The organism is Arthrobacter alpinus (assembly GCF_001445575.1).
In the GTDB taxonomy this organism is placed as follows: domain Bacteria; phylum Actinomycetota; class Actinomycetes; order Actinomycetales; family Micrococcaceae; genus Specibacter; species Specibacter alpinus_C.
Map to the genome: position 1 here is coordinate 1,242,944 of NZ_CP013200.1, position 23,714 is coordinate 1,266,657.

20 protein-coding genes and 1 pseudogene are annotated in these 23,714 nt (G+C 63.3%); 8 read left to right on the plus strand and 13 right to left on the minus strand.

All coding sequences use genetic code 11. The annotated features are described in order from the left end of the window. Nucleotides 1-221 precede the first annotated feature (221 nt). The gene (gene mshA / locus AS189_RS05515) at nucleotides 222-1,472 is read right to left on the minus strand and encodes a D-inositol-3-phosphate glycosyltransferase (protein WP_062286676.1); all 1,251 of its coding nucleotides are present in this window, start codon (nucleotides 1,470-1,472) and stop codon (nucleotides 222-224) included. Nucleotides 1,473-1,647: 175 nt separating this feature from the next. On the opposite strand from mshA, the gene alr reads away from it, so the two are divergent. The 5 genes from alr to tsaD all read left to right on the plus strand — a co-directional run bounded on the left by alr (nucleotide 1,648) and on the right by tsaD (nucleotide 5,922). Further along, nucleotides 1,648-2,874 carry an alanine racemase gene (gene alr, locus AS189_RS05520; protein ID WP_062286677.1) on the plus strand — a complete coding sequence of 409 codons (1,227 nt, stop codon included), beginning with the start codon at nucleotides 1,648-1,650 and terminating at the stop codon, nucleotides 2,872-2,874. Then, complete coding sequence (gene tsaE / locus AS189_RS05525; protein WP_062286678.1) at nucleotides 2,874-3,491, plus strand: tRNA (adenosine(37)-N6)-threonylcarbamoyltransferase complex ATPase subunit type 1 TsaE; 618 nt, start codon at nucleotides 2,874-2,876, stop codon at nucleotides 3,489-3,491. The genes alr and tsaE overlap by 1 nt, the downstream gene beginning before the upstream one ends. 9 nt (nucleotides 3,492-3,500) lie before the next feature. After that, on the plus strand, nucleotides 3,501-4,235 hold the full coding sequence (tsaB, locus tag AS189_RS05530) for a tRNA (adenosine(37)-N6)-threonylcarbamoyltransferase complex dimerization subunit type 1 TsaB (protein ID WP_062286679.1): 735 nt from the start codon (nucleotides 3,501-3,503) through the stop codon (nucleotides 4,233-4,235). A gap of 98 nt (nucleotides 4,236-4,333) precedes the next feature. Then, nucleotides 4,334-4,834 carry a ribosomal protein S18-alanine N-acetyltransferase gene (rimI, locus tag AS189_RS05535; RefSeq protein WP_424581264.1) on the plus strand — a complete coding sequence of 167 codons (501 nt, stop codon included), beginning with the start codon at nucleotides 4,334-4,336 and terminating at the stop codon, nucleotides 4,832-4,834. Continuing rightward, nucleotides 4,831-5,922 carry a tRNA (adenosine(37)-N6)-threonylcarbamoyltransferase complex transferase subunit TsaD gene (tsaD, locus tag AS189_RS05540; protein ID WP_062286680.1) on the plus strand — a complete coding sequence of 364 codons (1,092 nt, stop codon included), beginning with the start codon at nucleotides 4,831-4,833 and terminating at the stop codon, nucleotides 5,920-5,922. The genes rimI and tsaD overlap by 4 nt, the downstream gene beginning before the upstream one ends. Here the strand turns inward: tsaD and AS189_RS05545 are convergent. From AS189_RS05545 to AS189_RS05585, 9 genes and pseudogenes are all read right to left on the minus strand, one after another. Further along, nucleotides 5,919-7,199, minus strand: a complete 1,281-nt coding sequence (locus AS189_RS05545; protein WP_062293024.1) for an APC family permease — start codon at nucleotides 7,197-7,199, stop codon at nucleotides 5,919-5,921. The two genes, tsaD and AS189_RS05545, sit on opposite strands and share 4 nt — an antisense overlap. Nucleotides 7,200-7,373: 174 nt before the next feature. Then, nucleotides 7,374-8,363, minus strand: coding sequence for a sensor histidine kinase (locus tag AS189_RS05550; protein WP_237759975.1), 990 nt, complete (start codon nucleotides 8,361-8,363; stop codon nucleotides 7,374-7,376). Continuing rightward, the gene (locus tag AS189_RS05555; RefSeq protein ID WP_062286681.1) at nucleotides 8,360-9,031 is read right to left on the minus strand and encodes a response regulator transcription factor; all 672 of its coding nucleotides are present in this window, start codon (nucleotides 9,029-9,031) and stop codon (nucleotides 8,360-8,362) included. Before AS189_RS05555 ends, AS189_RS05550 begins: the two co-directional genes overlap by 4 nt. Next, nucleotides 9,018-9,734 (minus strand): VTT domain-containing protein, encoded by a 717-nt coding sequence (locus tag AS189_RS05560; protein WP_062286682.1) that lies wholly within the window; start codon nucleotides 9,732-9,734, stop codon nucleotides 9,018-9,020. The genes AS189_RS05555 and AS189_RS05560 overlap by 14 nt, the downstream gene beginning before the upstream one ends. Nucleotides 9,735-9,742: 8 nt before the next feature. After that, nucleotides 9,743-10,519 carry a phosphatase PAP2 family protein gene (locus AS189_RS05565; protein ID WP_129587164.1) on the minus strand — a complete coding sequence of 259 codons (777 nt, stop codon included), beginning with the start codon at nucleotides 10,517-10,519 and terminating at the stop codon, nucleotides 9,743-9,745. 196 nt (nucleotides 10,520-10,715) lie between these two features. After that, nucleotides 10,716-13,802, minus strand: a complete 3,087-nt coding sequence (locus tag AS189_RS05570; protein ID WP_424581534.1) for a glycoside hydrolase family 2 TIM barrel-domain containing protein — start codon at nucleotides 13,800-13,802, stop codon at nucleotides 10,716-10,718. Then, nucleotides 13,799-14,707: a carbohydrate ABC transporter permease gene (locus tag AS189_RS05575; RefSeq protein ID WP_062286683.1), complete on the minus strand. Its 909-nt coding sequence runs from the start codon at nucleotides 14,705-14,707 to the stop codon at nucleotides 13,799-13,801. The genes AS189_RS05570 and AS189_RS05575 overlap by 4 nt, the downstream gene beginning before the upstream one ends. Then, the gene (locus tag AS189_RS05580) at nucleotides 14,704-15,675 is read right to left on the minus strand and encodes a carbohydrate ABC transporter permease (RefSeq protein WP_062286684.1); all 972 of its coding nucleotides are present in this window, start codon (nucleotides 15,673-15,675) and stop codon (nucleotides 14,704-14,706) included. Before AS189_RS05580 ends, AS189_RS05575 begins: the two co-directional genes overlap by 4 nt. Continuing rightward, nucleotides 15,672-17,008, minus strand: a pseudogene (locus AS189_RS05585) (ABC transporter substrate-binding protein). The gene AS189_RS05580 and the pseudogene AS189_RS05585 overlap by 4 nt, the downstream one beginning before the upstream one ends. 202 nt (nucleotides 17,009-17,210) lie before the next feature. Between AS189_RS05585 and AS189_RS05590 the strand changes: the two are divergent. Continuing rightward, nucleotides 17,211-17,819, plus strand: a complete 609-nt coding sequence (locus tag AS189_RS05590) for a TetR/AcrR family transcriptional regulator (RefSeq protein WP_062286685.1) — start codon at nucleotides 17,211-17,213, stop codon at nucleotides 17,817-17,819. 36 nt (nucleotides 17,820-17,855) lie between these two features. Here AS189_RS05590 and AS189_RS05595 read toward each other — a convergent pair whose 3' ends face one another. Continuing rightward, on the minus strand, nucleotides 17,856-18,998 hold the full coding sequence (locus AS189_RS05595) for a glutamate--cysteine ligase (RefSeq protein ID WP_062293033.1): 1,143 nt from the start codon (nucleotides 18,996-18,998) through the stop codon (nucleotides 17,856-17,858). Nucleotides 18,999-19,097: 99 nt separating this feature from the next. Between AS189_RS05595 and AS189_RS05600 the strand changes: the two genes are divergently transcribed. Then, nucleotides 19,098-19,913, plus strand: a complete 816-nt coding sequence (locus AS189_RS05600) for a shikimate 5-dehydrogenase (RefSeq protein ID WP_082634097.1) — start codon at nucleotides 19,098-19,100, stop codon at nucleotides 19,911-19,913. A 147-nt stretch (nucleotides 19,914-20,060) separates the two neighbouring features. Here AS189_RS05600 and AS189_RS05605 read toward each other — a convergent pair whose 3' ends face one another. Together AS189_RS05605 and AS189_RS05610 are read right to left on the minus strand one after the other, a co-directional pair. After that, on the minus strand, nucleotides 20,061-21,011 hold the full coding sequence (locus AS189_RS05605) for a DUF559 domain-containing protein (protein WP_062286686.1): 951 nt from the start codon (nucleotides 21,009-21,011) through the stop codon (nucleotides 20,061-20,063). Nucleotides 21,012-21,234: 223 nt separating this feature from the next. Beyond that, nucleotides 21,235-22,449, minus strand: a complete 1,215-nt coding sequence (locus tag AS189_RS05610; protein WP_062286687.1) for a class I SAM-dependent methyltransferase — start codon at nucleotides 22,447-22,449, stop codon at nucleotides 21,235-21,237. Nucleotides 22,450-22,594: 145 nt separating this feature from the next. Between AS189_RS05610 and AS189_RS05615 the strand changes: the two genes are divergently transcribed. Then, nucleotides 22,595-23,578, plus strand: a complete 984-nt coding sequence (locus AS189_RS05615) for a siderophore ABC transporter substrate-binding protein (protein ID WP_062286688.1) — start codon at nucleotides 22,595-22,597, stop codon at nucleotides 23,576-23,578. The last annotated feature ends 136 nt before the right edge of the window (nucleotides 23,579-23,714 follow it).

Sequence of the window (23,714 nt, forward strand, 5' to 3'; positions counted from 1 at the left end):
GAACGAGTGCCCAAAGCGCTGTGAGCCGACGAAGCCAACGGGAAAAGGCTACCGATCGGTAGCCTGCTTGTGACCCCTAACACAGCCGCAAATCAAGGAACTAGCCGTAAAGCTAGGGCAAGCACTGTCTTTTGGCATAGAAGTGCAGCCGAATGGATCAAGCGCCTGCCTAGCTCTTGACAGGATTAATCGAATTAACGGTCCTAATCGACGTGACGGCTCTAGCAGCCTGGCGGGGCGATGTATTGGTAGGTCAAGGCCAAGTCATAGCTCAACACCGTGTGCGCGGCGGTTTGTTCCCAGCCAAATTGGCCGGCAAAAACAGAGGCGGCGCGGCCCATATCGATGCGAGTTTCGCTGAAGTCATGCAGGGAGGCGATCGCCTCGGCCCAGAGCTGCGGGGACCTGCCCTCGACCAGCAAGCCGGTGCGTCCATCGCTGACTGCGCGGGGGAGACCTCCAACATTCGTGGCAATCACCGGGGTGCCGCAGGCCTGGGCTTCCAAGGCGACCAAGCCGAAGGATTCACTCGAAGAGGGCACGGCCACAACGCTGGCACTGCGGTACCAATCGGCTAGTTTACTGGCCTCCACGGGAGGGTAGATGGTGGCGGAATCCTGCAGGCCACACTCTTCGATGAGTGCTTGAAGATCATATTTGTCAGAGCCGCTGCGAGAGCCCAGAAAGGAAAGCTGCAGGTCAATGTCGGGGCGTTGCGCCCGCAAGATGGCGGCGGCCTTGACTAAAACGTGGGGACCCTTGAGGCGTTGCAACCGCCCAGCGAAGACAACGTGGAAGCGTCCGGGGGCAATGCCCAGATCCTGCCGCGATCGGTCCCGGAAGGCCGGCTTGAATATTTTCAAGTCCACACCGGGAGAGACCACATCGATGCGTTGTTCACAGCCATCGTAGTGGCGCTCCAGCTCAGCGGCCTCGGCTGTAGTGTTGGCGATCAGCCGCGTTGCCGCGGCCACAATGTGCTGTTCGCCGTCCTCGCGCACACCGGGTTCGGCGCTCTGACCCTGAGGCAGGTGCTGATTCTTCACCCGCGCCATGGTGTGCATGGTGTGGACGAGCGGGAGATCCAGGCGTTTGGCTGCCAGGATTCCGGCCATCCCAGAAACCCAATAGTGGGAGTGGATGACCCGAACGGGTTCCCCCGGCAGGGCACTGACGTGATCGGCGACGGCGTCGGCCATTTCCGTGATCAGCTCAGGGAGAGCTTCCTTGGACACCTTGCCGAAGGGACCCGCCACAATATGGTGGACCGATACCAGGGAGTCCAGCGCAACGGTTTCAGGCTGATCGGGCGAGGTGCGGCGGGTGTAAATGTCCACCGCCACGCCCGTTGCCGCGAGTTCCAGTGCCAGCGCCCGAACGTAGACGTTCATGCCGCCAGCGTCACCGCCACCGGGCTGATCCAGCGGTGAGGTGTGGAGGGAAAGCATGGCGACGCGCCGAATCTGATGCATGGCGTTCCTCTCCTACTGAACTGTGGCGAACCCTGCCGAACACTACTGGTCCGGGACGTTCAGTGTGTCAATAACTGAATCAATCTTGCCACTGCCAGCAGCTCCAAGCTAGCCGAGGTGGCAGTGCGGCCCCAAGATTGCGCAGCTGGCCTGCTGAGAGGGCTAAAATGGATGGGTGAGCCACTTAGTTGTGCCGGTTCCCGCGCCTGCTACAGGCCCTGAACGGCAAGCCATCATTGACCTGTCCGCAATCGCCAACAACATCCGCCACCTCCGTGAAATCGTCGCCCCGGCGAAGTTCATGGCCGTGGTGAAGGCCGACGCCTACGGGCACGGCATGATCGAGGTGGCCCGCACGGCTGTTGCTGCCGGGGCAGGGTGGCTGGGCACGGCCCACGTCAGTGAGGGCTTGGCCCTCCGCGCCGCGGGCATTGACGTGCCCGTGCTTTCGTGGCTGCACACCCCAGACACGGACTTCGAAGCCGCTGTGGCCGCTGACATTGATCTGGGGTGCTCCGGCTGGGAGCTGGAACATATTGTGGCGGCGGTCCGGGCCCGGCAGCACCCCGCCCGTGTGCACCTGAAAATTGATACGGGCCTGGGCCGTAACGGCAGCACTCAAGAAGACTGGCCGGCGCTGGTTGCCGCGGCCGTGGCCTACCAGGCGGAGGGGTTGCTGCGCGTTGTTGGCGTTTTCAGCCACCTCGCCGTGGCCGACGAGCCCGAACGTACCGAGACGGATGAACAATTGGCCCGTTTCCGTGAGGCCGTGGCCATTGCCGAACAAGCCGGGGCCTGGCTGGAAGTTCGCCATATTGCCAACTCACCCGCCGCCATGTCCCGGCCCGATTCGCACTTTGATCTTGTCCGCGTGGGGCTGGGCATCTACGGCCTGTCACCCTTTGCCGACCGCACCTCCGCGCAGCTGAGCTTGGTCCCGGCCATGACATTGCAAACCCAAATTGCCAACTGCAAGGACGTGTCCGCCGGCCAGGGCATCTCTTACGGGCTCAACTACAGCACCACAGAACCCACCACGCTGGGTCTTGTTCCGCTGGGCTATGCCGATGGTATTCCGCGCGTCGCCAGCGGAGGCCCCGTCCGTGTCAACGGCATCACCTACCCCGTGGTGGGGCGGATTGCCATGGACCAGATGGTGATTGACCTGGGTCCGCACGGCCGCGATGGCTTTGCCCAGGCCGCTGTTCCGGGCTCTGCTTTGGGCGCCACCGCTGAGCTGTTTGGCAACGGGCACGACGGCGGACCCCTCGTTGAGCAGTGGGCGGCGGCTGCCGGGAGCATCAACTATGAGATCGTGACCCGGATCAGCCAGCGGGTACCGCGGCGCTATGTTGGCGGGGCCGAGACCGGTGGCGCAGTGCAGGCAGGTGGCGCTGCGTGATGGCCTGGGAATTTTCCACCAGCACTGCTGCGCAAACCCAGCAGTTGGCCGAGAACCTGGCCAGGCTGCTGCAGGCAGGCGATCTGATCATCCTCAGCGGAGAACTGGGTGCCGGAAAAACCACGTTCACCCAAGGCCTCGGCCGGAGCCTTGGCGTGCGCGAAGGCATCATTTCGCCCACCTTTGTGTTGGTGCGCATCCACCCCAATTTGCCTGACGGGCCCAACCCGGGCGGCCCCGATCTGGTCCACGTTGACGCCTACCGCTTGGGTTCGCCCGGCGAAATTGATGACATTGACCTGGAAAACACCATGGACAGCTCCGTGACAGTGGTGGAGTGGGGTGCCGAACGGGTGGAGCATCTGGCCGCCAGCCGGCTGGAAATCGAGCTGGTGCGCGCGGTGGGTGGCGACACTCCAGCAGCTGGCACGCCCGCAGCTGGCACGGGTGGAACGGGTGCCTCCGACGTCGAGGGTACCGATGCGCTCGAGGGCACCTTTGACTTCACCGACGAAGACGACGACGAACCCCGCACCTTGCGCTTGCACGCAGTGGGGCCGCGCTGGGAAGGCACCGACTTTTCGGCGCTGGGCCAGCTTGTGAACACAACAGAATAGATGTAAAAAGTGCGAATCCTGACTATTGACACCTCCGCTATCGCCAGCGCCGCGTTGCTCGACTTTGACCCCCTGGACCCGGTCCGAACGGCGGAACTGGTGGCCAATTTTGCCACCACCGATACCCGCAGCCATGCCGAAGTACTGGCCCCTGGCGTGCAGTCACTGTTCACCGACCCCGTGACGGAGGGTCCGGCCTTGGATGCCATTGTGGTGGGCACGGGCCCAGGTCCGTTCACGGGTCTGCGTTCCGGAATTACCATGGCCCGCACACTCAGCTTCACGTGGAGTGTCCCTTTGTACGGGATGATGAGTCTGGACGCGTTGGCGCATCAGGTTTTTGATGCCCCTGCTTACCGTGACGGGCGTGCTGTGGGTCCGCTGGCTATGCGTGACTTTGTGGTGGCTACTGACGCACGGCGCAAGGAAGTTTACTGGGCGCGGTACAGTGCCGGGGCCCAACTGCTGGATGGGCCCCATGTTGGCCCAGCCGAGGAAATTAGCGGAGTTCAAGTGTTCGGTGCTGGGGCTGGACTCTACGAAGAGGTTCTTGCTGCCAACGGTTGCAGCGTCTATCCACTCTTTGCCGACGCCCAGCCAACAGCCCTTGAACTGGGCCGCGCTGCCGCACGCAAGATCGCCGCGGCAGGCTCCCTAGAGAACGCCGGACTATTGGATTCGACTCCTCTCTATCTACGCGAGTCCGACGCCAAGGTTCCCGGCCCCCGAAAGCGGGCACTCTAGATGTCAGCGGGAAAGTCCCCAGCGGGAAGCACCCCGCAGGGAAACTCCCCAGCGGGACAGCAGGAGGCAAGCACCCCGGGGGAACGCACCAGCCCGCAGTGCTGCGCGACATGGTGGCCGCTGACATTGACTTCATCACGGCACTGGATCGCCAGCTTTTTGGAATCGACTCCTGGCCCCGGACCATGTTCGTGGACGAGCTGGCCCAGCCAGAAACCCGGCGGTACATCATCGCAGAGCTGCCATCCGGCGTCGAACATCAAGACCGTGAAGGTCAGGGAAAAACTGTGGCTGGCTACGCTGGACTGATGTGTGTGCCGCCCATCGGCGACATTCAAACCATTGGTGTGCTGCCAGAATTTGAAGGGCGCGGCATTGCTCGGGCCATGCTGGATGATCTCATTGCTGAGGCGATCCGGCGCGGTGCGCAGAACATCATGCTGGAAGTTAGCTCCACCAATCCGAGGGCGCAGCGGCTCTACCAGCGCTACGGTTTTGAACATATTCACACGCGGCGCAAGTATTACCGCGACGGCTCGGACGGGCTCATCATGCGTCTGCAACCTCCCGTTTCCACCACTTCGAAGGACCCCTCATGAACCAGAGCAACCCGCTAATCCTGGGGATTGAATCCTCCTGCGATGAAACCGGTGTGGGACTGGTCCGGGGTACCGAGCTGTTGACCAATACTGTTTCCTCGTCCATGGAGGAGCACGTTCGCTTCGGCGGCGTCATCCCGGAAATTGCCTCCCGAGCGCACCTCGACGCGTTTGTGCCAACCCTGGCCGCCGCGCTCGCCGATGCTGGCGTGAGCCTCGAGGACGTGGATGCAATCGCCGTCACGAGCGGTCCCGGGCTAGCTGGTGCGCTCATGGTCGGCGTCAGCGCAGCCAAGGCGCTCGCGCTGGCCACCGGCAAACCGCTGTACGCCATCAACCACTTGGTGGCACACGTGGGTGTGGGCTTATTGGATGAGTCCATCGCGGCCGTGTACGACGGCGGGGCCCTCCCTGAGAATCTGGGTGCGCTTTTGGTCTCCGGCGGTCATACCGAGATCCTGCGGGTGCGCAGCATCGCCTCCGATGTTCAGCTGCTCGGGGCCACCATTGACGACGCCGCGGGGGAGGCCTTTGACAAGGTGGCCCGGCTGTTGGGGCTGAACTACCCAGGGGGGCCGGCCATTGACCGCTTGGCTAAGGAAGGCAACGCCAAGGCCGTGCGCTTCCCTCGCGGGCTGACCATGCCCAAGTACATGGGCACGGCCGAGGCCCCCGGCCCGCACCGCTACGATTTCTCCTTCTCCGGGCTCAAAACCGCCGTGGCCCGCTGTGTTGAGGGTTATGAGGCGCGCGGTGAGGCGGTCCCCGTGGCCGACATTGCCGCGTCGTTCCAGGAAGCCGTACTGGATGTCATCACCGCTAAAGCAGTGCTGGCGTGCCGCGAACAGGGCATCACCACGCTGTTGTTGGGCGGCGGAGTAGCGGCCAATTCACGGTTGCGGGAACTGGCCGGGCAGCGGTGCGCATCCGCCGGGATCACGCTCCTGGTTCCGAAGCTCTCGCTGTGTACCGATAACGGGGCCATGGTTGCGGCCCTAGGTGCGCAGCTGGTGATGAACGGCGTGGCTCCGAGTGACCTGTCCTTCGCACCCGATTCCTCCATGCCCGTGACCAGCATCAGCCTTTAATTCACATCGAGGGGAGTTGGAGCGCCCGGGATCCGTAGCCGGAGCAGGCGATAGCCAATCCCTAGGGCGAACATCACCAAACCAGCCAGCACTGAGCTGAGCGGCAGTGTGGCCACCAAGGCCACGCAGGCCGCGGCACCGAGCACTTGCAAGAACTTTGGATAGCGGCGGTCGGCCCCGCTCTGGGTGAAGGCGGCAACGTTAGCGACCAAGTAGTAGACCAGTACGCCAAAGGACGAGAACCCGATGGCGCCGCGCAGATCAGCGAAGACGACGATCATGCAGATCACGGCGCCCAAGGCGAGTTCAGCCCGGTGCGGTACCTGGAATCGGGGGTGGACGGCGGCAAAGTAGCGTGGGAGATCGCCTTCCCGTGCCATGGCTAACGAGGTCCGTCCCAACCCGGCCACCAAAGCAAGCAGTGCACCTAGCGAGGCCAAAGCGGCACCCACTCGTACTAGGGGCGCCGCCCAATTCCAGCCCCCGGCAGCCACCGCATCGGCGAGCGGAGAGGCAGTGGCGGCAACGCCGTCGGGCCCTAAAATGGCGAGCAGACTGACGCCTATAGCGGCGTAGATGACGGCGGCAATGCCCAACGCCAGCAAAATGGCGCGGGGAATGGTGCGGCGGGGCGCGCGAACTTCCTCGCCAAGGGTGGCGATCCGGGCATAGCCGGCAAACGCAAAAAACAGCAGCCCGGCCGATTGCAGAATCCCGTACCACCCGTGCGAGAGCAGGCCATCGCCGAGAAAAGTACTGCCGCCTGTGCCCGGGCTACCCGCCCACGCGGCCGCAACCGCAATGGCTAATGCTGCCAGGACCGCCACCACAATGATCCGGGCCAGAGCCGCCGTCCGGGTCACGCCCCGGTAATTCACCGCAACCAGAAGCACGACGGCGGCCACCGCCACCGGGCGCTCCCACCCCGCGGGCGCGGCGTAGGCGGCAAAGGTCATGGCCATGGCGGCGGCGCTGGCCACCTTGCCCACCACGAAACCCCACCCGGCGAGGAAGCCGGACCACGGCCCCAGCCGCTCGCGGCCGTAGATGTACGTGCCGCCGGAGGTGGGATAGGCCGCGGCGAGTTGGGCGGAGGAGGTCGCATTGCAATAGGCCACGAAGGCGGCCACGAGCAAAGCAATGAGCAAGCCGGAACCGGCCGCCTGAGCCGCGGGGGTGAACGCGGCAAACACGCCGGCACCGATCATCGAGCCCAGGCCAATGACCACGGCGTCGAAAGTGCCTAGCTTGCGGGCCAGGCCCGGGGTGTTGCTCATGCTCATCAGCTCTCCCACTGTGTCAGCGGTCCACGCTATCCCCTGCACATGAACCTGCGGTAAACAAGCGCTATCGCAGCAATGGCAGCATTTTCGCAAACGCTATCGCACCCACTGCGAGCGCGTCCGGGAAAAGTTGGCCATTGCTGCGAGCGCGTTTTTTGGTTGGGGTGGTCAGGCGGCGGGGAGGGTGAGGACCATGGTGGTGCCGCCGGGGCCGGTTGCGGCGACTTCAATGGTTCCGCCGGCGGCAACCGCGATCTCACGGACCAGGGCCAGCCCCAATCCGTAGCTGCGCCGGCCACCGGCAGCGGGGTCGGTGCTGTGGGCGAAGCGGTCAAACACCCGGGACGGCTCAATGCCGGTGATGCCGCCGCCGGTGTCGTGCACGGTGATGGCCACGCTCCGCCCGGACTGTGCCACGGCCACCGTGATGCGCCCGCCTTCCGGGGTGTGGTTCAGTGCGTTGTCGACCAGGCCCAGGACAGCCCGGCGCAAACTGTTGGCCTGGATACGGACCCGGGGGCCGCCGTCGTGCGTGGTTTCCAGCTGCACGCCGCGGGAAACTGCAACGTCTCTCAGGCTCGCGGCCGCCTCCTGCACCACGGGGGAAATGGAGATGGGGTCGGCGGAGGCCTCCGTCCCGGCCGTGGCGGCGAGCAGGAGCTCCTGGACCGTGGCGCTAAGGGCGGCCGTGTCCTGGCGGACCTGTCCCAGGATGCGGGCGGCATCGCTGCCGGGCTGCACCTTGGCCTCGGCCAGCTGGATGCGGGCGTCGAGGATGGTCAGCGGCGTGCGCAGTTCGTGGCTGGCCTCCTGGACAAAGCGGCGCTGCAGCTCAAGGGCCCGGCCCAGGGGCCGGATGGCGCTGCGGGCGCTGAGCCAGCCAATGGCCCCGGCGGCAAGAATCCCGGCGAATCCGGCCAGGACCATGGCCTTGAGCATGTCATTCGATTCAACATAGACGCGGGCGGAGGTGTTTGAGGCGGCCACATCCGGTTGGTGGGAGAGGTACAGTATGTAGGCCGCAGCGGCGATGATGACCGCCACCACCATGAGGGCGATGGCCGCGGCAATCCTGATTCCCACTGTGAGGGCGGCACGCCTCAGGGCGGGGGAGTCAGCCGACTGTGCAGTGGCAGGCCGTCCCCGCATGGCGGTCATGCGCCGTCCCCGATCTGGTAGCCCAGCCCATGCACGGTGCGGACCAGCGATTTGGAGACCTTCTTGCGCAGGTAGTGCACGTAGGTGTCAATGACGCTTTGGGAGTCGTCTGGGTGGCACAGACCCGCCAGCAGTTCCTCCCGGGTGAACACCTTCTCCGGGCTGGCCGCCAGCAGCGCCAGCAGCTCGCTCTCCTTGGCCGTCAGCCCCACCAACTCCCCATAGGGTGAGCGCAGCGAACGGTTGGCGGGATCAAAAAGCCAGCCGCCCACGTCCACCAGCGAAGCCGCAGGCACAAAACTGCGGGTCATGGCACGCAGCCGCGCCCTCAGCTCACCGGCATCAAAGGGTTTGGACATGTAGTCGTTCGCTCCGGCGTCGAGCCCTGCTATTTTGTCCGCGGTGGCGCCCAGCGCCGTCAGGATGATGGCGGGGGTGGCCACACCCTTGCGGCGCAGCGCGGCCACCAGCTCGAGGCCGTCCATGACGGGCAGACCGCGGTCAATGACCATGGCGTCCCACTGTTCGGTGAGGCCAAGGTGCAGGCCCTTTTGGCCGTCCGCGGCGAGGTGGACATCATAGTCATCGGCGAGGAGTTCGGCGATCAGGGGGCCAAGGACGGGGTCGTCCTCCACCAGCAGCAGTCGCGGGAGCTCAGGGGTGTGCATGCTCATTATTGTCCCCCGCCGACTCGCCTTCCGGTGCGGAAAGCAGCGTTCCGGAAGCTGCAGCGCGGCGCTTGAGTAGGAAGCTGATGACGCCCGGCAGCACGGAAACAAGGACAAGCGCGACGGCGATCACGTCAATGTTCTTGGAAACAATTTCGTAGTGGCCCAGCCAGGTGCCCAGCAAGGTGATGGAACCGGCCCAGCCCAGGGCGCCGGCAATGTTCCACAGCGTGAACTTCTTGTGGTCGTAGTTGGCCACGCCCGCCACGAGCGGCGCGTAGGTGCGCACGATGGGGACAAAGCGGGCGAGCACAATGGCCCAGCCGCCGCGCTTGGCAAAGAATTCTTCGGTCTCGGTGAGGTATTTGGTTTTCAGGATGCGGGCGTCGTCCTTGAACCAGCGGCGGCCAAATTTGCGGCCCAGCAGGTAGCCCACCTGATCGCCTGTCACGGCGGCCAGCACCACCACACCGATCAGCACCGGGAGGGAGAGGTTCAGTTGGTTGTGCAGCAGGCCTGCCGTGAAGAGGAGCGAATCACCGGGCAGGAACGGGAACAGGAGCCCCGATTCAATGAAGACAATCAAGGCGACGACGGCCAAGGTGGCCGGGCCCAGGCCGCTCAGCAGCGCAGCAGGATCCATGACTGACAGCAAACCCGCAGGGACGGCGTGGGGAAGGGATAAAGCAATGGTGTGCAGCAAGGCAAGCCTCAATCGTGAATTCGGGTGGGTGAAGAAGTATTGCTCCCACTGTTAAGGGTAGACCCGCCGGGAACGGGGTTCATCCGGGACATCGCCCAGGCCACGGCCGCATTCCACACACCCGCAAAGAAGAACACGGCCGCGCTCGCAGCCAGGAACGAGGCGGCGACATCGGTGGGGTAATGCACGCCCACGTAGAGTCGGGACCATGCAACCACCACCGGAACCAGAACGCCCAGGAGCACGGCCGGGCGTGCCCATCGGGTCTTTCGCAGGAGGAACCAGAACGCCCAGGCCAGGCCCACCGCGAGTGCGACATGTCCGCTCGGGAAGCTGTTGGAACCCGTCTCCGGTGCCAGCGGGTCAAGGAGCAGCGCCGGGTTGGGCCGCTGCCGGTCAACAATGACCTTGAAGAATTGGCTGGCCAGCCACCCCGAGGCAGCGACGCCGCCAAAGGCAAGGGCATTGACGGGCGCTTTGCGGACCAGCAGCAAGAACAGGCACACCAGGGCGATGATGGCCACTCCGCCGACCGGGGAAAACGCCTTGTCCAGTGTCATGGCGAGGGCTGTCAGCACGCCCACATGGTTCCGGCTCAGGTCCTGGTCAACACCGAACTCGCTGGCCGTGAATCTCGGCGTGGCAACGGCGAAGAACCCAAGGGCCAAGACTGCCACGGACAGGACGGTGACCCACAGGCCCCAAAACCGTGGGAGGGGCAGCACCGCCAGCCGGGTGCGTAAGGGGGCGCCGGCGTCGTGCATGGATGGGGGCGGGGAAGCCATGGCGGGCGCCTTTCAAAGTGGAGAGTGAAGCTCTTCCTCCACTGTCCCGCGCACCGTCTAAGAAATTTCTAAGAATTCCCCGCCGCCCGCAACGCCGCATCACCAAATGGCGTGTTTTCGCCAACGCGGCAGCAATGAGTGCTGCCGCGTTGGCGAAAAGTGCCCATTAGATGCTGCCGCGTTTGGCGGCATTGGGTTACAGTGCGGAGAAGCGCAGTACCAGCGTCCTTGCCTCGGGGCGCAGGGCAAAGTCGGGCCACACATCCGGTCCGCAGGCCCGCGAGCCCAGGCCGTGCTGCGCCGCATCAAGATACAGGTAGCTGTGGCTTGACGCCGGAAGCTCGTGCGGGTGCCCGGCCGCGGTGACCTGCTGTGCCGTGTGCCGGGCCAGCGAGAACCCGGGACGGCGCCCCAGTGCATCCGGATCGGCCTCAATGCGAAGCCACGGAGCCCCGTTGCGGGAGAGCTCCAGTGAGCGCACATCGCTGCGGTGCCCGGTTTCCTGCGGCCGGGCGTAGGGGACATTCAGCTCATCAATGGAGCCGCTGTGCCGTCCCACAACTGTTGCATGCATGCTGTCCGCGTAGGATTCCCGTGGGCCGGCGCCGAACCATGAGGCACCGTCAACGTCCGTGGGCAAGTCCAGCCGCACGCCGATCCGGGGGAACACCAGGTCCCAGCCCGCGCTGGGCATGATGTCCAGGCGCAGCCACAGTTCCTCGCCCGCCAGCTGCCAGTTCTCCTCTACCGCTACGCTGGCGGCACTGTTCGCGGCAGCGTAGCGGGTCCGGACCCGCAGTCCGTCCGGCAGCGCGGCAACGTCCTCGACGCGGCGCGTCAGCCGGTCAAGTCCGGCCTGCTTCCACACGGCCTCCGACGACGGTGCCGGAACACCTTTCCCGTTGTTGAGCCAAGGATCTTCCGGGCCATAGGCGCCAAATCCCTTGCCCCTGTCATTGTCGGTCGGTGCCCGCCACAGCTCAAGCCGGGGACCGGACACCGGCAGGCCTGCCAGCGCAACGAGCGCTCCGGCGTCGAACATGGCATGGCCCAGCTCAACGGGAGCCGCGCCGCTGACGGGCGCGGCCGGACGGGGCGCGCGCGGTGCGGATTGCGGCGCCGAGAGGTCCAGCTGGGTTGCGGCCAGCGGATGCCCGGCCGGGGCCCACTCCGTGGCGTCGCGCAGCACGACTTCCATCGTCAACCACGTCTCGCCTTCCGCCGCGGCAGCGACGGGCGGCAGTGTGAGCGTGACGGATTCGCCAGCCCGCAGCGGACCGTCTGCGCTGTCGACAGCCAGCTCCCCTGAGGCGGCGACGGCGCCGTTGTGCTCCACCCGCCAGCGAAGCACGACGTCGGACGCGTCAGCCGTGTGCCGCAGGTTCGCGACAGTGAGCCGCGGCGCACCGCCGTCGTCCAGGGCCAGCGACAGGCGGATGGGGGAGACGATCTGCTTGTACTCATGCAAGCCGGGGGTGGGCGTGGAATCGGAGAGGACCATGCCGTCCATGACGAAGTTGGAATCGTGGATCACCTCGCCAAAGTCGCCGCCGTAGGCAAAGAATTCCGTGCCGTCGGCGGTATTGGCGCGGATGCCGTGATCGCGCCACTCCCACACAAAACCGCCGTGCAGGCGCGGGTATTTGTCCACAAGTTCCTCGTACTGGTCCATGGCGCCGGGGCCGTTGCCCATGGCGTGCACGTACTCGCACAGGATGAACGGCCGGGTGCGCTGCCGGGCCGATTCGGCCGCGTCGCAGCCAAGGAGCAGCGCATGAGAGTCGTTGCGGCCAATGGAATCGGTCTCCGGGATGGAGGAGTACATGCGGGAGTACACATCCGTATAGGCTCCCGTGTAGTCGCCCTCATAGTGGACGGGACGGGAGGCGTCACGGGCGTGGGTCCAGGCTGCCATAGCTGCCAGGTTTGCGCCCGTGCCGGATTCATTGCCCAGGGACCACATGACGATGGAGGCATGGTTCTTGTCCCGCTCCACGGTGCGTTCCATCCGGTCAACGAAGGCATCGCGCCACGCGGGGACGTCGCTGGGGTTATCCACCCAGCCCTGCCGGTGGAAGCCGTGGGTTTCCAGGTCGGATTCCAAAATGACCCAGAAGCCCATCTCGTCGGCCAGGTCCAGCAGGCGCGGGTGCGGCGGGTAGTGGCTGGTCCGGATGGCGTTGACGTTGAAACGCTTCATGAGCGCCAGGTCCTCGCGGGCGTCGGCTTCATCAAAGACGCGTCCGCGGTCCGGGTTGGTCTCATGCCGGTTGACGCCGTGGAACACGACGCGGCGGCCGTTGACCAGGAACTGGTCACCCACGATCTCCACGGTGCGGAAACCCAGGCGGAGCGTGATGCTCTCCGCCGCGCTGGACACCGTGGCCTCGTAGAGCCGGGGGAGTTCGGCGGACCAGGGCTCCACGTTGTCCACTGTGAAGGGGACGACGTCGGCCGGCGAGTCCCAGCGCACCGCAACTCCCAGCGCGGGCACCGTGAGGGTCACCGGGTAGGCGTCCGCCTCGGCAATGATTTCCGGATCGAGGGTGCCGGTGCCGGATCCCTGCCCCGCGCCGGTGTCAGCCGTCCATCCGGTGCGCAGCCAGACGTCGGTGATGCCGCCGGCGGGGCGGGCCGCCAGTGTGACGTCGCGGAAGATGCCCGGCAGCCACCACTGGTCCTGGTCTTCCAGGTAGCTGGCGGCCGACCATTGGTGGACGCGCACCACAAGAAGGTTGGAGCCGGGGCGCAGCGCCGCGGTGACATCGAACTCCTGGGCGAGTCGGCTGCCCGAGCCCACCCCGATTTCCTGCCCGTTCACCCAAACCTTGTAGCGCGATTCGACGCCGTCAAAGCGCAGGGTGAGTGCCGCCGTCGTACTTTCAAACCAGGCGGCGGGGACGTCAAAGCTGCGGCGGTAGTCTCCTGTGGGGTTGGCGTCGGGGACGAAGGGCGGATCGACGGGGAAGGGGTATTGCACGTTAGTGTAGATCGGGCGGCCATATTTGCCCTCTCCATGCAGCACCCAGTGGGACGGGACGGGCAGGGTGTCCCAGGCGGAGTCGTCGAAGGATTCGGCAGCCACACCTTCCACGGATTCCCCGTCGGGCAGCACGGATCCGGCGCCCGGGGTTCCGGGGGCGGCCGGAAGGAGCCGAAAGCGCCAGTCCCCGTTCAGTGAGAGCGAGGGGGCGTCGGAATTCAGCCAGGAACGGGCCGGCACACGCAGGCCGGAGCCGGGGCCCTGGTCGGTGATGTACGAAACGTCTGCGGGGGTCACTATTTTACGGATCCTTCTGTAAGGCCGCCGCGCCAGAAGCGCTGCAGCACGACCATTGCGATGGCGAGGGGAATGATGGACAGGAGCACGCCGCCGGTGGTGAGCTGGTAGAACTCGGGCAGGCGGTTGACCTGGGTCAGCCAGTTGTTCAATCCCAGCGTAATGGGGTACAGCTTGGTGTCGGAGAGCATGACCAGCGGCAGGAAATAGTTGTTCCAGACGCCCACCAGCTGGAACAGGAACACGGTGACCAGCGCCGGGGTGAGCATGCGCAGCCCCACAGTGTGGAAGATCCGGATCTCGCCGGCACCATCGAGGCGGGCCGCTTCGAGCAGGGCGGGATCAACAGTGGCCTGAGCGTAGATGCGGCACAGGAACAGCCCAAATGGGGAGACCATCGACGGCAGCAGGACACTCCAATAGGTGTTGGCCAACCCCATCTGGCTGAAGAGCAGGAACAGAGGCAAGGCCGTGGCCGTGCCGGGCACCAGCACGCCGCCCAAGATGATGCCGAAGACCAGGTTGTTGCCTTTGAACTGGTATTTGGCCAGGGCGTAACCTCCGGCCGCGGCAATGTAGGTGGCCAGCACAGCGCCGATGCCGGCATAGAGCACCGAGTTGCCGAACCAGCGGACGAAGATGCCGCCGTCGTAGCTGAGCACCTGGGACAGGTTGTTCCACAGGTTGAATTCGGCGGCGAAGGCAAAACCGTTGGTGGCGAACAAATCCGCGGTGGACTTGGTTGATGCGACCACTACCCAGTAAACGGGTGCCAGAAAGTACAGGGCAGCCACTACGAGAATGCCGGTGACAAGGATGGTGGTGCCCTTGTTGCGTCCCGGTGCTTTCGTCCGTGTATTCGTCTTTGAGACGGATTTCAAGGGCGTGTTGCTCAGCTGTGCTGTCATGATGACTTCCTATTCGTGAACGCCAGGAAGGCGAAGGAGAGCGCAAAAGCGACTAAGGCGATGAGTACGGCCTGGGCGGCGGCCACGTTGTAGTCGTTGTACGCAAAGGCTGTGGTGTAGGCGCTCAGGTTTGGCGTGTACTGGCTGTCAATCGCCGGGGACACTGTTTTGAGGACCTGCGGCTCGGCGAACAATTGCAGGGTGCCGATGATGGAGAAGATGGTGGTCAGCACCAGGGCCGGCTTGATCAGGGGCAGCTGGATGGACAGCGCCACCCGGACCGGGGATGCGCCGTCCATTTTGGCAGCCTCATACACCTCGGTGGGTATGGCCTTGAGCTGCGCGATGATGATGAGCATGTTGTAGCCGGTGTAGCTCCACGTGACAATGTTGGCGATCGACCACAACACGGTGTTCGGCCCCAGGAAATCGGGGGACAGGCCGAACCAGCCGGCAATATCGATCAAGGGACTCAAACCGGGCACATACATGAAGGACCAGAGGATCGTGGCGATCACCCCGGGCACACCGTAGGGCAGGAAAAAGGCTGCCCGGAAGAAGCCGGGCCACCGTGCCGAGGCAGATTCCAGCAGCAGCGCCAAAATGGTCGCCATGATGATCATGACCGGGACCTGGACCACCCCAAAAAGGAGCATCCGGCCCATGGAAGCGATGAAGTTTCCATCGGCCAGTGCCTGGGCGTAGTTGGACAATCCGGCAAAGGTGCTCGTAATGCCGGCCTCGCCAAACAGGCCGCCACGCGTGACCTTGGTGAAGCTGGAGAGCACGGCAGCAAGGATGGGCAGGATGAATGTCAGGACAAAGAGGGCAAGGAACGGCGCCAGCAGCAGCCAGGGGGCGCGTCCTACGGCGGATGCCCGCCCTCCGCTGTTCCGCCGGCTGGGGGAGGGTGCCCGGCCGCCGGCTGTTGCGCCGGCCGGCTCGGTCCTTGGGGGAGTGGTGGTCATGCCGATTCCTTCCTGATGCTCAGGCCGCTGTTCTTGAAGACGGTCATGATTTTCTGTTCCGCGTCAGCCACTGAATCCACGAGGCTGGTTCCTGATGATTTGAGCCGGAATCCGTCGCTGAGGATGTTGAATGACTGCTGTTGTGAGGGCCACCAGGACCACTGGGTATTTTGCTCCAGCGCCGCCGGGGCGAAGACGTCCTGGTTGTAGTTTTGGCCGCTGAAGAAGTCCGAAGGCTGTTGGCGCGTGGTGCCAATAACGTCCGGGACGGGGGACCAGCCGATGCCGCAGTGCTCGATTTCGGCGTCGATGCCTTGCTGGGTGGAGGTCAGCCAAGCCGCGAATTCCAGGGATTCGCGCGGGTGCTTGCTGTTGGCCAGGACGGACACGGCGGAGCCGCCCAGGTAGCTGGAACCAAAGCCGGCCGAATCCCAACGGGGCATGGCAGCCACCTTCCACTGGCCGGCACCGCCGCTGATGCCCTGGACGAGGGCGTCACCCCAGCTGGCCGAGGTCAATGAGGCGATCTCTCCCTTGCCTGCGGCCGCAAACCAGCCCGGCGAATACGCGCCAAAGTCGGTCTGGACAAGGTCCTGGTCGATGGCCTTGTCGAAGAACCGGGCGACCTTCAGGGTTGCGTCGTCGGTCATGTTGATGACCCAGCCGTCCTCGTCGGCCCGGAACCACTGGGCACCCGCCTGTGTGGCCAGGGCTGTGAAGAAGCCGGCTTCTGCGAGCGGGAAGCAGTCCATGTAGGTCTTGGCTTTGCGGAGCTCCGCGGCCACCCCGGCCCACTCATCCCAAGTGGCTGGGGCCGTGGCACCTACCTTGTCCAGGACAGCGGGTTGGTAGAACGTCGCCATGGGCCCCGAATCCTGGGGGATGCCGTAGACGCCGCCTGCGTAGCTGGTCTGGTTCCACAAGGTCTTGTCATAGCGGTTGGCGAACTCATCTGAACCGTAGCGGTTGAGGTCCACCAGGCCGTTCACCATCATGAAGGAAGGGATGACTCCGTACTCCACATGGGCCAGGTCGGGCCCGCCCCGGCTGCCAGCGCAGAGTACAGCTTCGGGTAGCCGCCCTGGTTGCCGCCGGGGATCCATACCGTCTTGACCTGCACATTGGGGTTGGCGGCATTCCAGATGTCCGCCACCGGCTGCAGGTTCTTGAGCCAGGACCAGTATTCAAGGGTGATCTTTTGGCCGGAGGCCGAGGCAATGGTGGGGGCTGCGTTCACGGACCGGGTTCCCGGCGTGGCGCAACCGGACAACAGCCCAAGCGCGGCTGTGCCAAGGCCGCCTTGCAGCAGCTGCCTTCGTGTTATGGGGGGCATAGCCTGCTCTCTCACTTCGTTGTGTGGGCCCGGTAAGCCCTCTGGGTGAATCTAATGCCGTCGGGTCCGGAGCGCCTTTTTTTGGGGATGGGAGAAAATTTACCACAAATCTCGAGTGTTTACTCGAATTTTAATAAATTTATCGAGTGGCTACTCGAATTTCAATTATGTTACTGGGGAATGTGGACTAAGCTGACATTCCATGACCACCACGCCAACCGCCCCGTCCGCCAAACGCGGTCCTTATGCCAAATCCAAGCAGCGTCGGGAGAGCATTGTGACCGCCGCCCACGAGGTTTTTGCGGCACGAGGCTACCGGGGCGGATCGCTGCAGGACGTGGCCGACAAGGTGGGAATGAGTCAGACAAGCCTGCTGCACTATTTCCCGTCCAAGAGTGATCTGCTGTTGGCTGTGCTGAATTGGCGTGACAGCGTGACGGGAGGCGGGCAGCCCCGGGACCCGGAGGAATCATTGGTGGATGCCGTGGTCCGCCAGGCACGATTCAATGAAACGGTGCCCGGAGTCATTGAGCTCTACGCGGTTTTGTGCGCGGAATCGATCACTGACAATCACCCCGGGCTGGATTTCTTCACCGAACGTTTTGAAAGGTTGCGCAGCAGCTACCTGAGGGCGTTCTCAGCGCTCGCCAAGGAAGGCCGGCTGCGCCCTGGCGTCGACCCCGAGCGTGCCGCGGCAAGCTTGATCGCACTGTGGGACGGCATTCAAACCCAGTGGATGATGGCCCCGGAGCGCATCGACATGGCCGGTTGTCTGCGTGACTACTTGGAATTGGTGATCCTGCCCGAATAGGGACCCGACCGGCTGTACTTTGGGAGGGTAAAGGGCCTAGTTGCTGGCCATCTCTGCCACGAGTTCACGCACGACGGCGCGCAGCTCACCCTGGTGGGCGGCAGCGACTCGGCGCTGGCGCTGGTAGCTAGCGCCCGTGGCAATGATGTTCTCCACACTTGCGAGTTCGTCGGCACAGCCTAGCTTGGCGGCTACGGGTTCCAGCTTGTTCAACAGTTCCACCAAGTGCTCGGTGACGAGTTGTTCCTTGCCTGCGGCATCGAGGATGATGATGGCGTCCATGCCGTATCTGGCCGCGCGCCACTTGTTTTCCTGGATGTGCCACGGCGGCATGGTGGGGATGGTGCCGCCGTCGTCAAGGGTGTCAGAAAAGTCTTGGACCAAACACTGAGTCAGGGCAGCAACGGCGCCGATTTCCGCCAGCGTGGACATGCCGTCGCAGATACGCATTTCAATGGTGCCCAGGCCAGCCACGGGGCGAATGTCCCAGCGGATTTCATTGTGCGCGTCGATGACACCGGTGGTGAACATGTCCTGTACATACGATTCGTACGCGGCCCAATCGGGGAATTGGAACGGCAAGCCAGCGGTGGGTAGCTGCTGAAACATCAGAGCCCGTTGGGAGGCGTAGCCGGTGTCCTGACCATTCCAATAAGGGGAGGACGCCGAAAGCGCCTGAAAATGTGGGAAGTGATTAACCAACCCATCCAGCACCGGCATGGCCTTGGAAACATGGTCCAGGCCCACGTGGACATGCACGCCGTAGATGAGCATCTGAGAGCCCCACCACTGGGTTCGATCCACCAGCTTGGCGTAACGTTCTTTGTCCGTCACGGCTTGGGCGAAGGGGTCGCTGAAAGGGTGCGTTCCGGCGCTGAGTAAGTCCAGCCCCAGCGGAGTTGTTGCCTCACGCAGTGTGTACAAGCTCCGGCGTAAATCTTCCAGGCCTTCAGAAACCGTGTGGTTGACGCCAGTGACCAACTCCACAGTGTTCTGCAGCATCTCGCCCTTGATTTGGGGGTGCTCACCATCGACCCAGATGTCAGGATCAGCGGCCTCAATGTTGGCGAAAACATCATTGGCGCGCGCTGCTAGATCCCCAGTTTCGGAGTCAACGAGCGCAATTTCCCACTCCAAACCCAGTGTAGATTGCTCAGATTTGGCGAAATCAATCTTCACGTACGATGCCTCCTTGGCAATGCTGGGACTATGGCTGCAACGCGGTACGGCACCAGCTGCAATCTGATTGTAGTTCAGGATCTGCGGCACAATGGATGCATGCCGATCCTGAACAAAGACATGACCTTATGCATTTCCCTCGCGGCCCGCCCCAGCAATATTGGGACGCGCTTTCATAATTATCTCTACGACGCCCTCGGACTGAACTTCGTCTACAAGGCCTTCGCCCCGGTGGACCTCGCACAGGCCGTCGCTGGCATCAGGGGCCTGGGCATTCGTGGCGCCGCCGTCTCCATGCCATACAAAGAGGACGTCATTGCGCTCATCGATGTCATGGATGCCTCCGCCACCGCCATTGATTCCGTCAACACCATCGTGAACACCGACGGCGTGCTCACCGCCTACAATACCGACTACCTCGCCATCGCCCGGCTGCTGGCCACCAACGCCATTGATCCCGCGACCACTGTTTTGTTGCGCGGTTCCGGTGGTATGGCCAAGGCTGTTGCCGCTGCCATGCACGACGCCGGATTTGCGCACGTCACGATTGTGGCTCGCAACGAAGAGCGGGGCCGGGCACTTGCCGCGCTTTATGGATTCTCGTGGCTGGCCGAGGTGAGCGATGCGAGCGATGCCGGCATGCTCATCAACGTCACCCCGTTGGGCATGTCAGGCGCCGACGAATTGGTGCAGTCCTTCAGTGACTCACTGGTGAACGCCGCGCAGGTGGTGTTCGACGTCGTGGCGCTTCCCGCCGAAACCCCATTGATCAAGGCCGCCCGGGCAGCAGGAAAGCACGTGATCACCGGCGCCGAGGTCATCGCCATTCAGGCGGAGGAGCAGTTTGTGCTGTACACCGGTGTGCGCCCCAGCCCGGAACTGGTCCGCGAAGCGTCCGAGTTCTCCCGCTCCTGACCCCGACGCTTCCTCAGCTTTCGGGGTCTGGAGGCTGACGCTTCCTCAGCTTTCGGGGTTTGGAGGCTGACGCTTCCTCAGCTTTCGGGGTTTGGAGGCTGACGCTTCCTCAGCCGCCACTTTTGGCTGGTGGCTTCTGCGGCGCTGTCACCCTCCGGAGGCGAATCCCGAGGCAATCGATGGGGCTGTCCATGCCTGCCGCAGTGCTTGCTTGATGTTTCTGACGGCTTGGTCGAACCCATCTGCCAAGTCTTCGTCGGTGAAAATTAGCACCTGCCAACCGGCTGACCTGAACGCCTTGTCGCGGCGGACATCGCTTTGGCGTTGTATCTCGTCCAAATGATGCCCTCCGTCGTACTGCAGGGCGATCTTCTTGTCGCGGTACCCGGCATCGGCAGAAGGGCTTGTTCGGGTGTCCCAAAGTTTCACTTGCAGCTCCGGCTCCGGCAGTCCGGCGTCGACCATGGCCAGCCGCATGAGAGTCTCCGGGCCGGAATCGGCGCCCACCCTCATCAACTCCAGAGCCTCCCGGGCACAAACAATGCCCTGCAAATTTCCATGCCTTAAGACCATGCGCCGGAGGGATCCCCGTGTGGCGTACGGTTCGCTCCGCTCTTCAAATTGAGGCCGTGGCACCCGGATCAGTTGATCGCCGATGCACACCAACTCTGGCAATGGCAGGATGCGTGCCAGATCAAGCCAGGTCCGGGCACGGGTGCTGATGCGCAGCTGCCTGTCGGTTTCCACCTCATCCGGAAAGGCAACTGTGGCGTGACCGTGGATGCCCTTCCTCCTTGCAGATGGCAGAAACTGGGGCTTGCTCAAATGCAGCTCGTCCGAATCGGACAACCACGGAGGCAGGATGAGCCCCTGCAGCCGGGCAGCCGTGGAATGCGAAATCCAGGCGCCCGGAGTGGCGGCACTAAGGGCCTGGGCAGCTTCGAGCAGGTCGAAGTCCCACTGCGCCGGGCGGTACAAGCCACGGCTGACATGGGCAAAGGATCGGCCTCTTAGCTGCTCGGGCGCGAGTCCGAGGTCCCTGGCCTTAGAAAGCGTGAACGGGCTGCCGGGGACGGGGAGTTCGTCGTTGGTCTCCATGGTTAAATGGTGTCCCAAAAATTCGATGTCTGCAGAAGTTATCCACAGCCACCGTCTGCCCACTGTCTGAGAGAGCGTCAGCCGGACGGCTCGAAGCACAGGATGTGAGGACGCGTCGGCCGGAATGCCCCGAAACGTGAGGACGCGTCTGCCGGAAAGCCCCGAAACGTGAGGACGCGTCTGCCGGAAAGCCCCGAAAGGTGAGGAAGCGTCGAGGGGGTGGTTAGGGGGTGTGGGGCTCCACCACAATGGCGACCCGATCCTCACCAATGCGGGTCAGTACCAGAGTTGCCTTGTTGGGGCCCTTGCCGGAGCCGGTGAGGAGTTGGCGCCGGAGCTCTTCCGGTGTGGTGGAAACACCGCGTTTTTTGATGTCCAGCACGCCGATTCGGTTGGCCTTAACCCAAGCCTTGAGGGCCTTGACGTTGAACGGCTTGACCTCCAGGACCTTGTAGCTGCGGGCAAACGGGGTATCGATCGGTTCATCGGAGGACAGGTAGGCAATGTGTTCATCGAGCAGATGGGCGTCCATGACCCTGGCCAAATCCGCCACGAGACCCGCACGGATCACGGCGCCGTCGGGCTCGTACAGGTACCCACCGACGGGGCCGATCTGGGCGTCCTGCTCCTGCGGCTGGTACTTTTCGGTGCTGGTCAGCTCTGAGCTTCCATGCTTGCCAATGACCAGAGCGGAGCGTCGAATGCCCGGCCGGGCTAGCTGGTTGAAGTACAGACCGGCCTCCACCACATCGCCATTGATGGAGATCCACTGAGCTTCTGCGGTGTCCGGAACAGCTTCATGGGGGATGCCTGGGCCCATCTTCACGCCCACGGCCAATCCCTGATCTGCGAGTGACTCCACAAAGGAGAGCGGTGGTGAGAAAGCCTCGGGGTCAAAGAGCCGGGTAGTCCCAGATGTGCTGGTGGTGCGACGGGCAGGATCCAGCCACACACCCGTAATTCCCTCAAGGTCCACGTCTTCTGCCTTGGCGCACAGCACCTTTGCATGCGGGAACGGCATCAGGTTCACAGTGGTGCACGCGGCGGTAATCTCATCCATTTCCACAGCCGTGACATTGATATCCAGGCTCGCCATGGCCAACGAATCCGCACCGAGACCGCAGCCAAGATCGGCCACATCGGTGATGCCCGCCGTCGTAAATCTTTGAGCGTGCAGCGCAGCGATGCTCAATCGAGTGGCTTGTTCAAGCCCAGCCTGGGTGAACAGCATTTGATGCGCGAACTCGCCAAACTTGGCTTCGGCCTTGGCTCGTAGCCGGGACTGGGTCAATGCGGCTACGACCAGCTCGGGGGAGTGGCCAGCTTTACGAAGAGTTTCGTTAAGTTTGAGAGAGTCTGCCTCGCTGTAAGGGCCCAGGGATGACAAAAGTTCCCAGCCGTCAAGGGTCAGGAGCGGGGAAATTGCGTCTAGGGACATGACGCAAGCCTAACCGGAATACGTGCTGTGATAAGAGTCACGGTAAATACGGCAGGAATAATTTGCGCAATTATTTTCAGATGCAATAGCTTGGGGGGACTGCTTATAAGGATTGCCTAAGCTTATCTACCCTTGGAGAACTAAGATGCTGAAGAAGCACCTACTGACGCTTGCCGCCACTGCCGCCGTGCTGGCACTCACTGCCTGTGGCGCCGAGGCCCCGTCAGGCGCCAGCGAGGAGAGCACTGCCGCTCCCACGTCCGTCACGGTCGAGGACAACAATGGTTCACAGACCATCAACCTCCCACTGAAGTCAGTGGTTGCCACTGACAACCGCACCTTTGAAACCCTCTCCGACTGGGGTGTGAAGCTCACCGCTGGCGCAGTGACGTTAATGCCGAAAACCAGCGCCTACAAGACCGATACCTCAATCATCGACTTGGGCAGCCACCGTGAACCGAATCTCGAAGCCGTTGTGGCTGTGGAGCCTGACCTGATTGTCAACGGCCAGCGCTACGCCCAGTTCCACGATGACCTGGTCAAGTTCGCACCCAAGGCCACGGTTCTTGAACTGGACCCCCGCGATGGCGAGTCCTACGACGCTGAATTGAAGCGCCAGACCACGGTATTGGGCGAGGTATTCGGCAAGCAGGCTGAAGCCAAGAAGCTCAACAATGACCTTGATGCGGCAATCGCCCGTGCCAAGAAGGCCTACCCCAAGGGCTCCACCGTCATGGCGCTGATCACCTCAGGTGGCAACATTAACTACGCCGCCCCCGGAAACGGCCGCAGCTTGGGCCCGGTCTTTGACATCCTGGGCCTGACACCGGCTCTGGAAGTCAAGGATGCCAGCACCGATCACCAAGGCGATGACATCTCTGTTGAAGCCATTGCCGACTCCAACCCGGACTGGATCATCGCCATGGACCGCGACGCTGCCACCAGTGCAGATGACCCCAAGTACGTTGCCGGTAAGGAACTGCTGACCAAGTCAGCGGCGCTGAAGAATGTCACCGCCTCCAAGCAGGGCAATGTGGTCTTCATGCCCAACGATTCCTACACCAACGAAGGCATCCAGACCTACACGGAGTTCTTCAACTCCATTGCTGACGCCTTCGAAGGCAAGTAACGTCTGCTCTTCTCCTATGGTGGCGGATCCGGCCCTTTTGGCCAGATCCGCCACTGTGGTGTTTTTTCTGAAGTGAATTGACTGCGTATTTTGCAGTGCGTAGATTTCCGTGAGCAATCTGAAAGGGACGGCTGGA

What these genes read in the sequence shown, in the direction of transcription:
- mshA (WP_062286676.1), bottom strand. Translation starts at nt 1,472, where the DNA reads ATGCATCAGATTCGGCGCGTCGCCATGCTTTCCCTCCACACCTCACCG.
- tsaE (WP_062286678.1), top strand. Translation starts at nt 2,874, where the DNA reads ATGGCCTGGGAATTTTCCACCAGCACTGCTGCGCAAACCCAGCAGTTG.
- tsaD (WP_062286680.1), top strand. Translation starts at nt 4,831, where the DNA reads ATGAACCAGAGCAACCCGCTAATCCTGGGGATTGAATCCTCCTGCGAT.
- AS189_RS05545 (WP_062293024.1), bottom strand. Translation starts at nt 7,199, where the DNA reads ATGAGCAACACCCCGGGCCTGGCCCGCAAGCTAGGCACTTTCGACGCC.
- AS189_RS05550 (WP_237759975.1), bottom strand. Translation starts at nt 8,363, where the DNA reads ATGACCGCCATGCGGGGACGGCCTGCCACTGCACAGTCGGCTGACTCC.
- AS189_RS05555 (WP_062286681.1), bottom strand. Translation starts at nt 9,031, where the DNA reads ATGCACACCCCTGAGCTCCCGCGACTGCTGCTGGTGGAGGACGACCCC.
- AS189_RS05565 (WP_129587164.1), bottom strand. Translation starts at nt 10,519, where the DNA reads ATGGCTTCCCCGCCCCCATCCATGCACGACGCCGGCGCCCCCTTACGC.
- AS189_RS05575 (WP_062286683.1), bottom strand. Translation starts at nt 14,707, where the DNA reads ATGACAGCACAGCTGAGCAACACGCCCTTGAAATCCGTCTCAAAGACG.
- AS189_RS05580 (WP_062286684.1), bottom strand. Translation starts at nt 15,675, where the DNA reads ATGACCACCACTCCCCCAAGGACCGAGCCGGCCGGCGCAACAGCCGGC.
- AS189_RS05590 (WP_062286685.1), top strand. Translation starts at nt 17,211, where the DNA reads ATGACCACCACGCCAACCGCCCCGTCCGCCAAACGCGGTCCTTATGCC.
- AS189_RS05600 (WP_082634097.1), top strand. Translation starts at nt 19,098, where the DNA reads ATGCCGATCCTGAACAAAGACATGACCTTATGCATTTCCCTCGCGGCC.
- AS189_RS05605 (WP_062286686.1), bottom strand. Translation starts at nt 21,011, where the DNA reads ATGGAGACCAACGACGAACTCCCCGTCCCCGGCAGCCCGTTCACGCTT.
- AS189_RS05610 (WP_062286687.1), bottom strand. Translation starts at nt 22,449, where the DNA reads ATGTCCCTAGACGCAATTTCCCCGCTCCTGACCCTTGACGGCTGGGAA.
- AS189_RS05615 (WP_062286688.1), top strand. Translation starts at nt 22,595, where the DNA reads ATGCTGAAGAAGCACCTACTGACGCTTGCCGCCACTGCCGCCGTGCTG.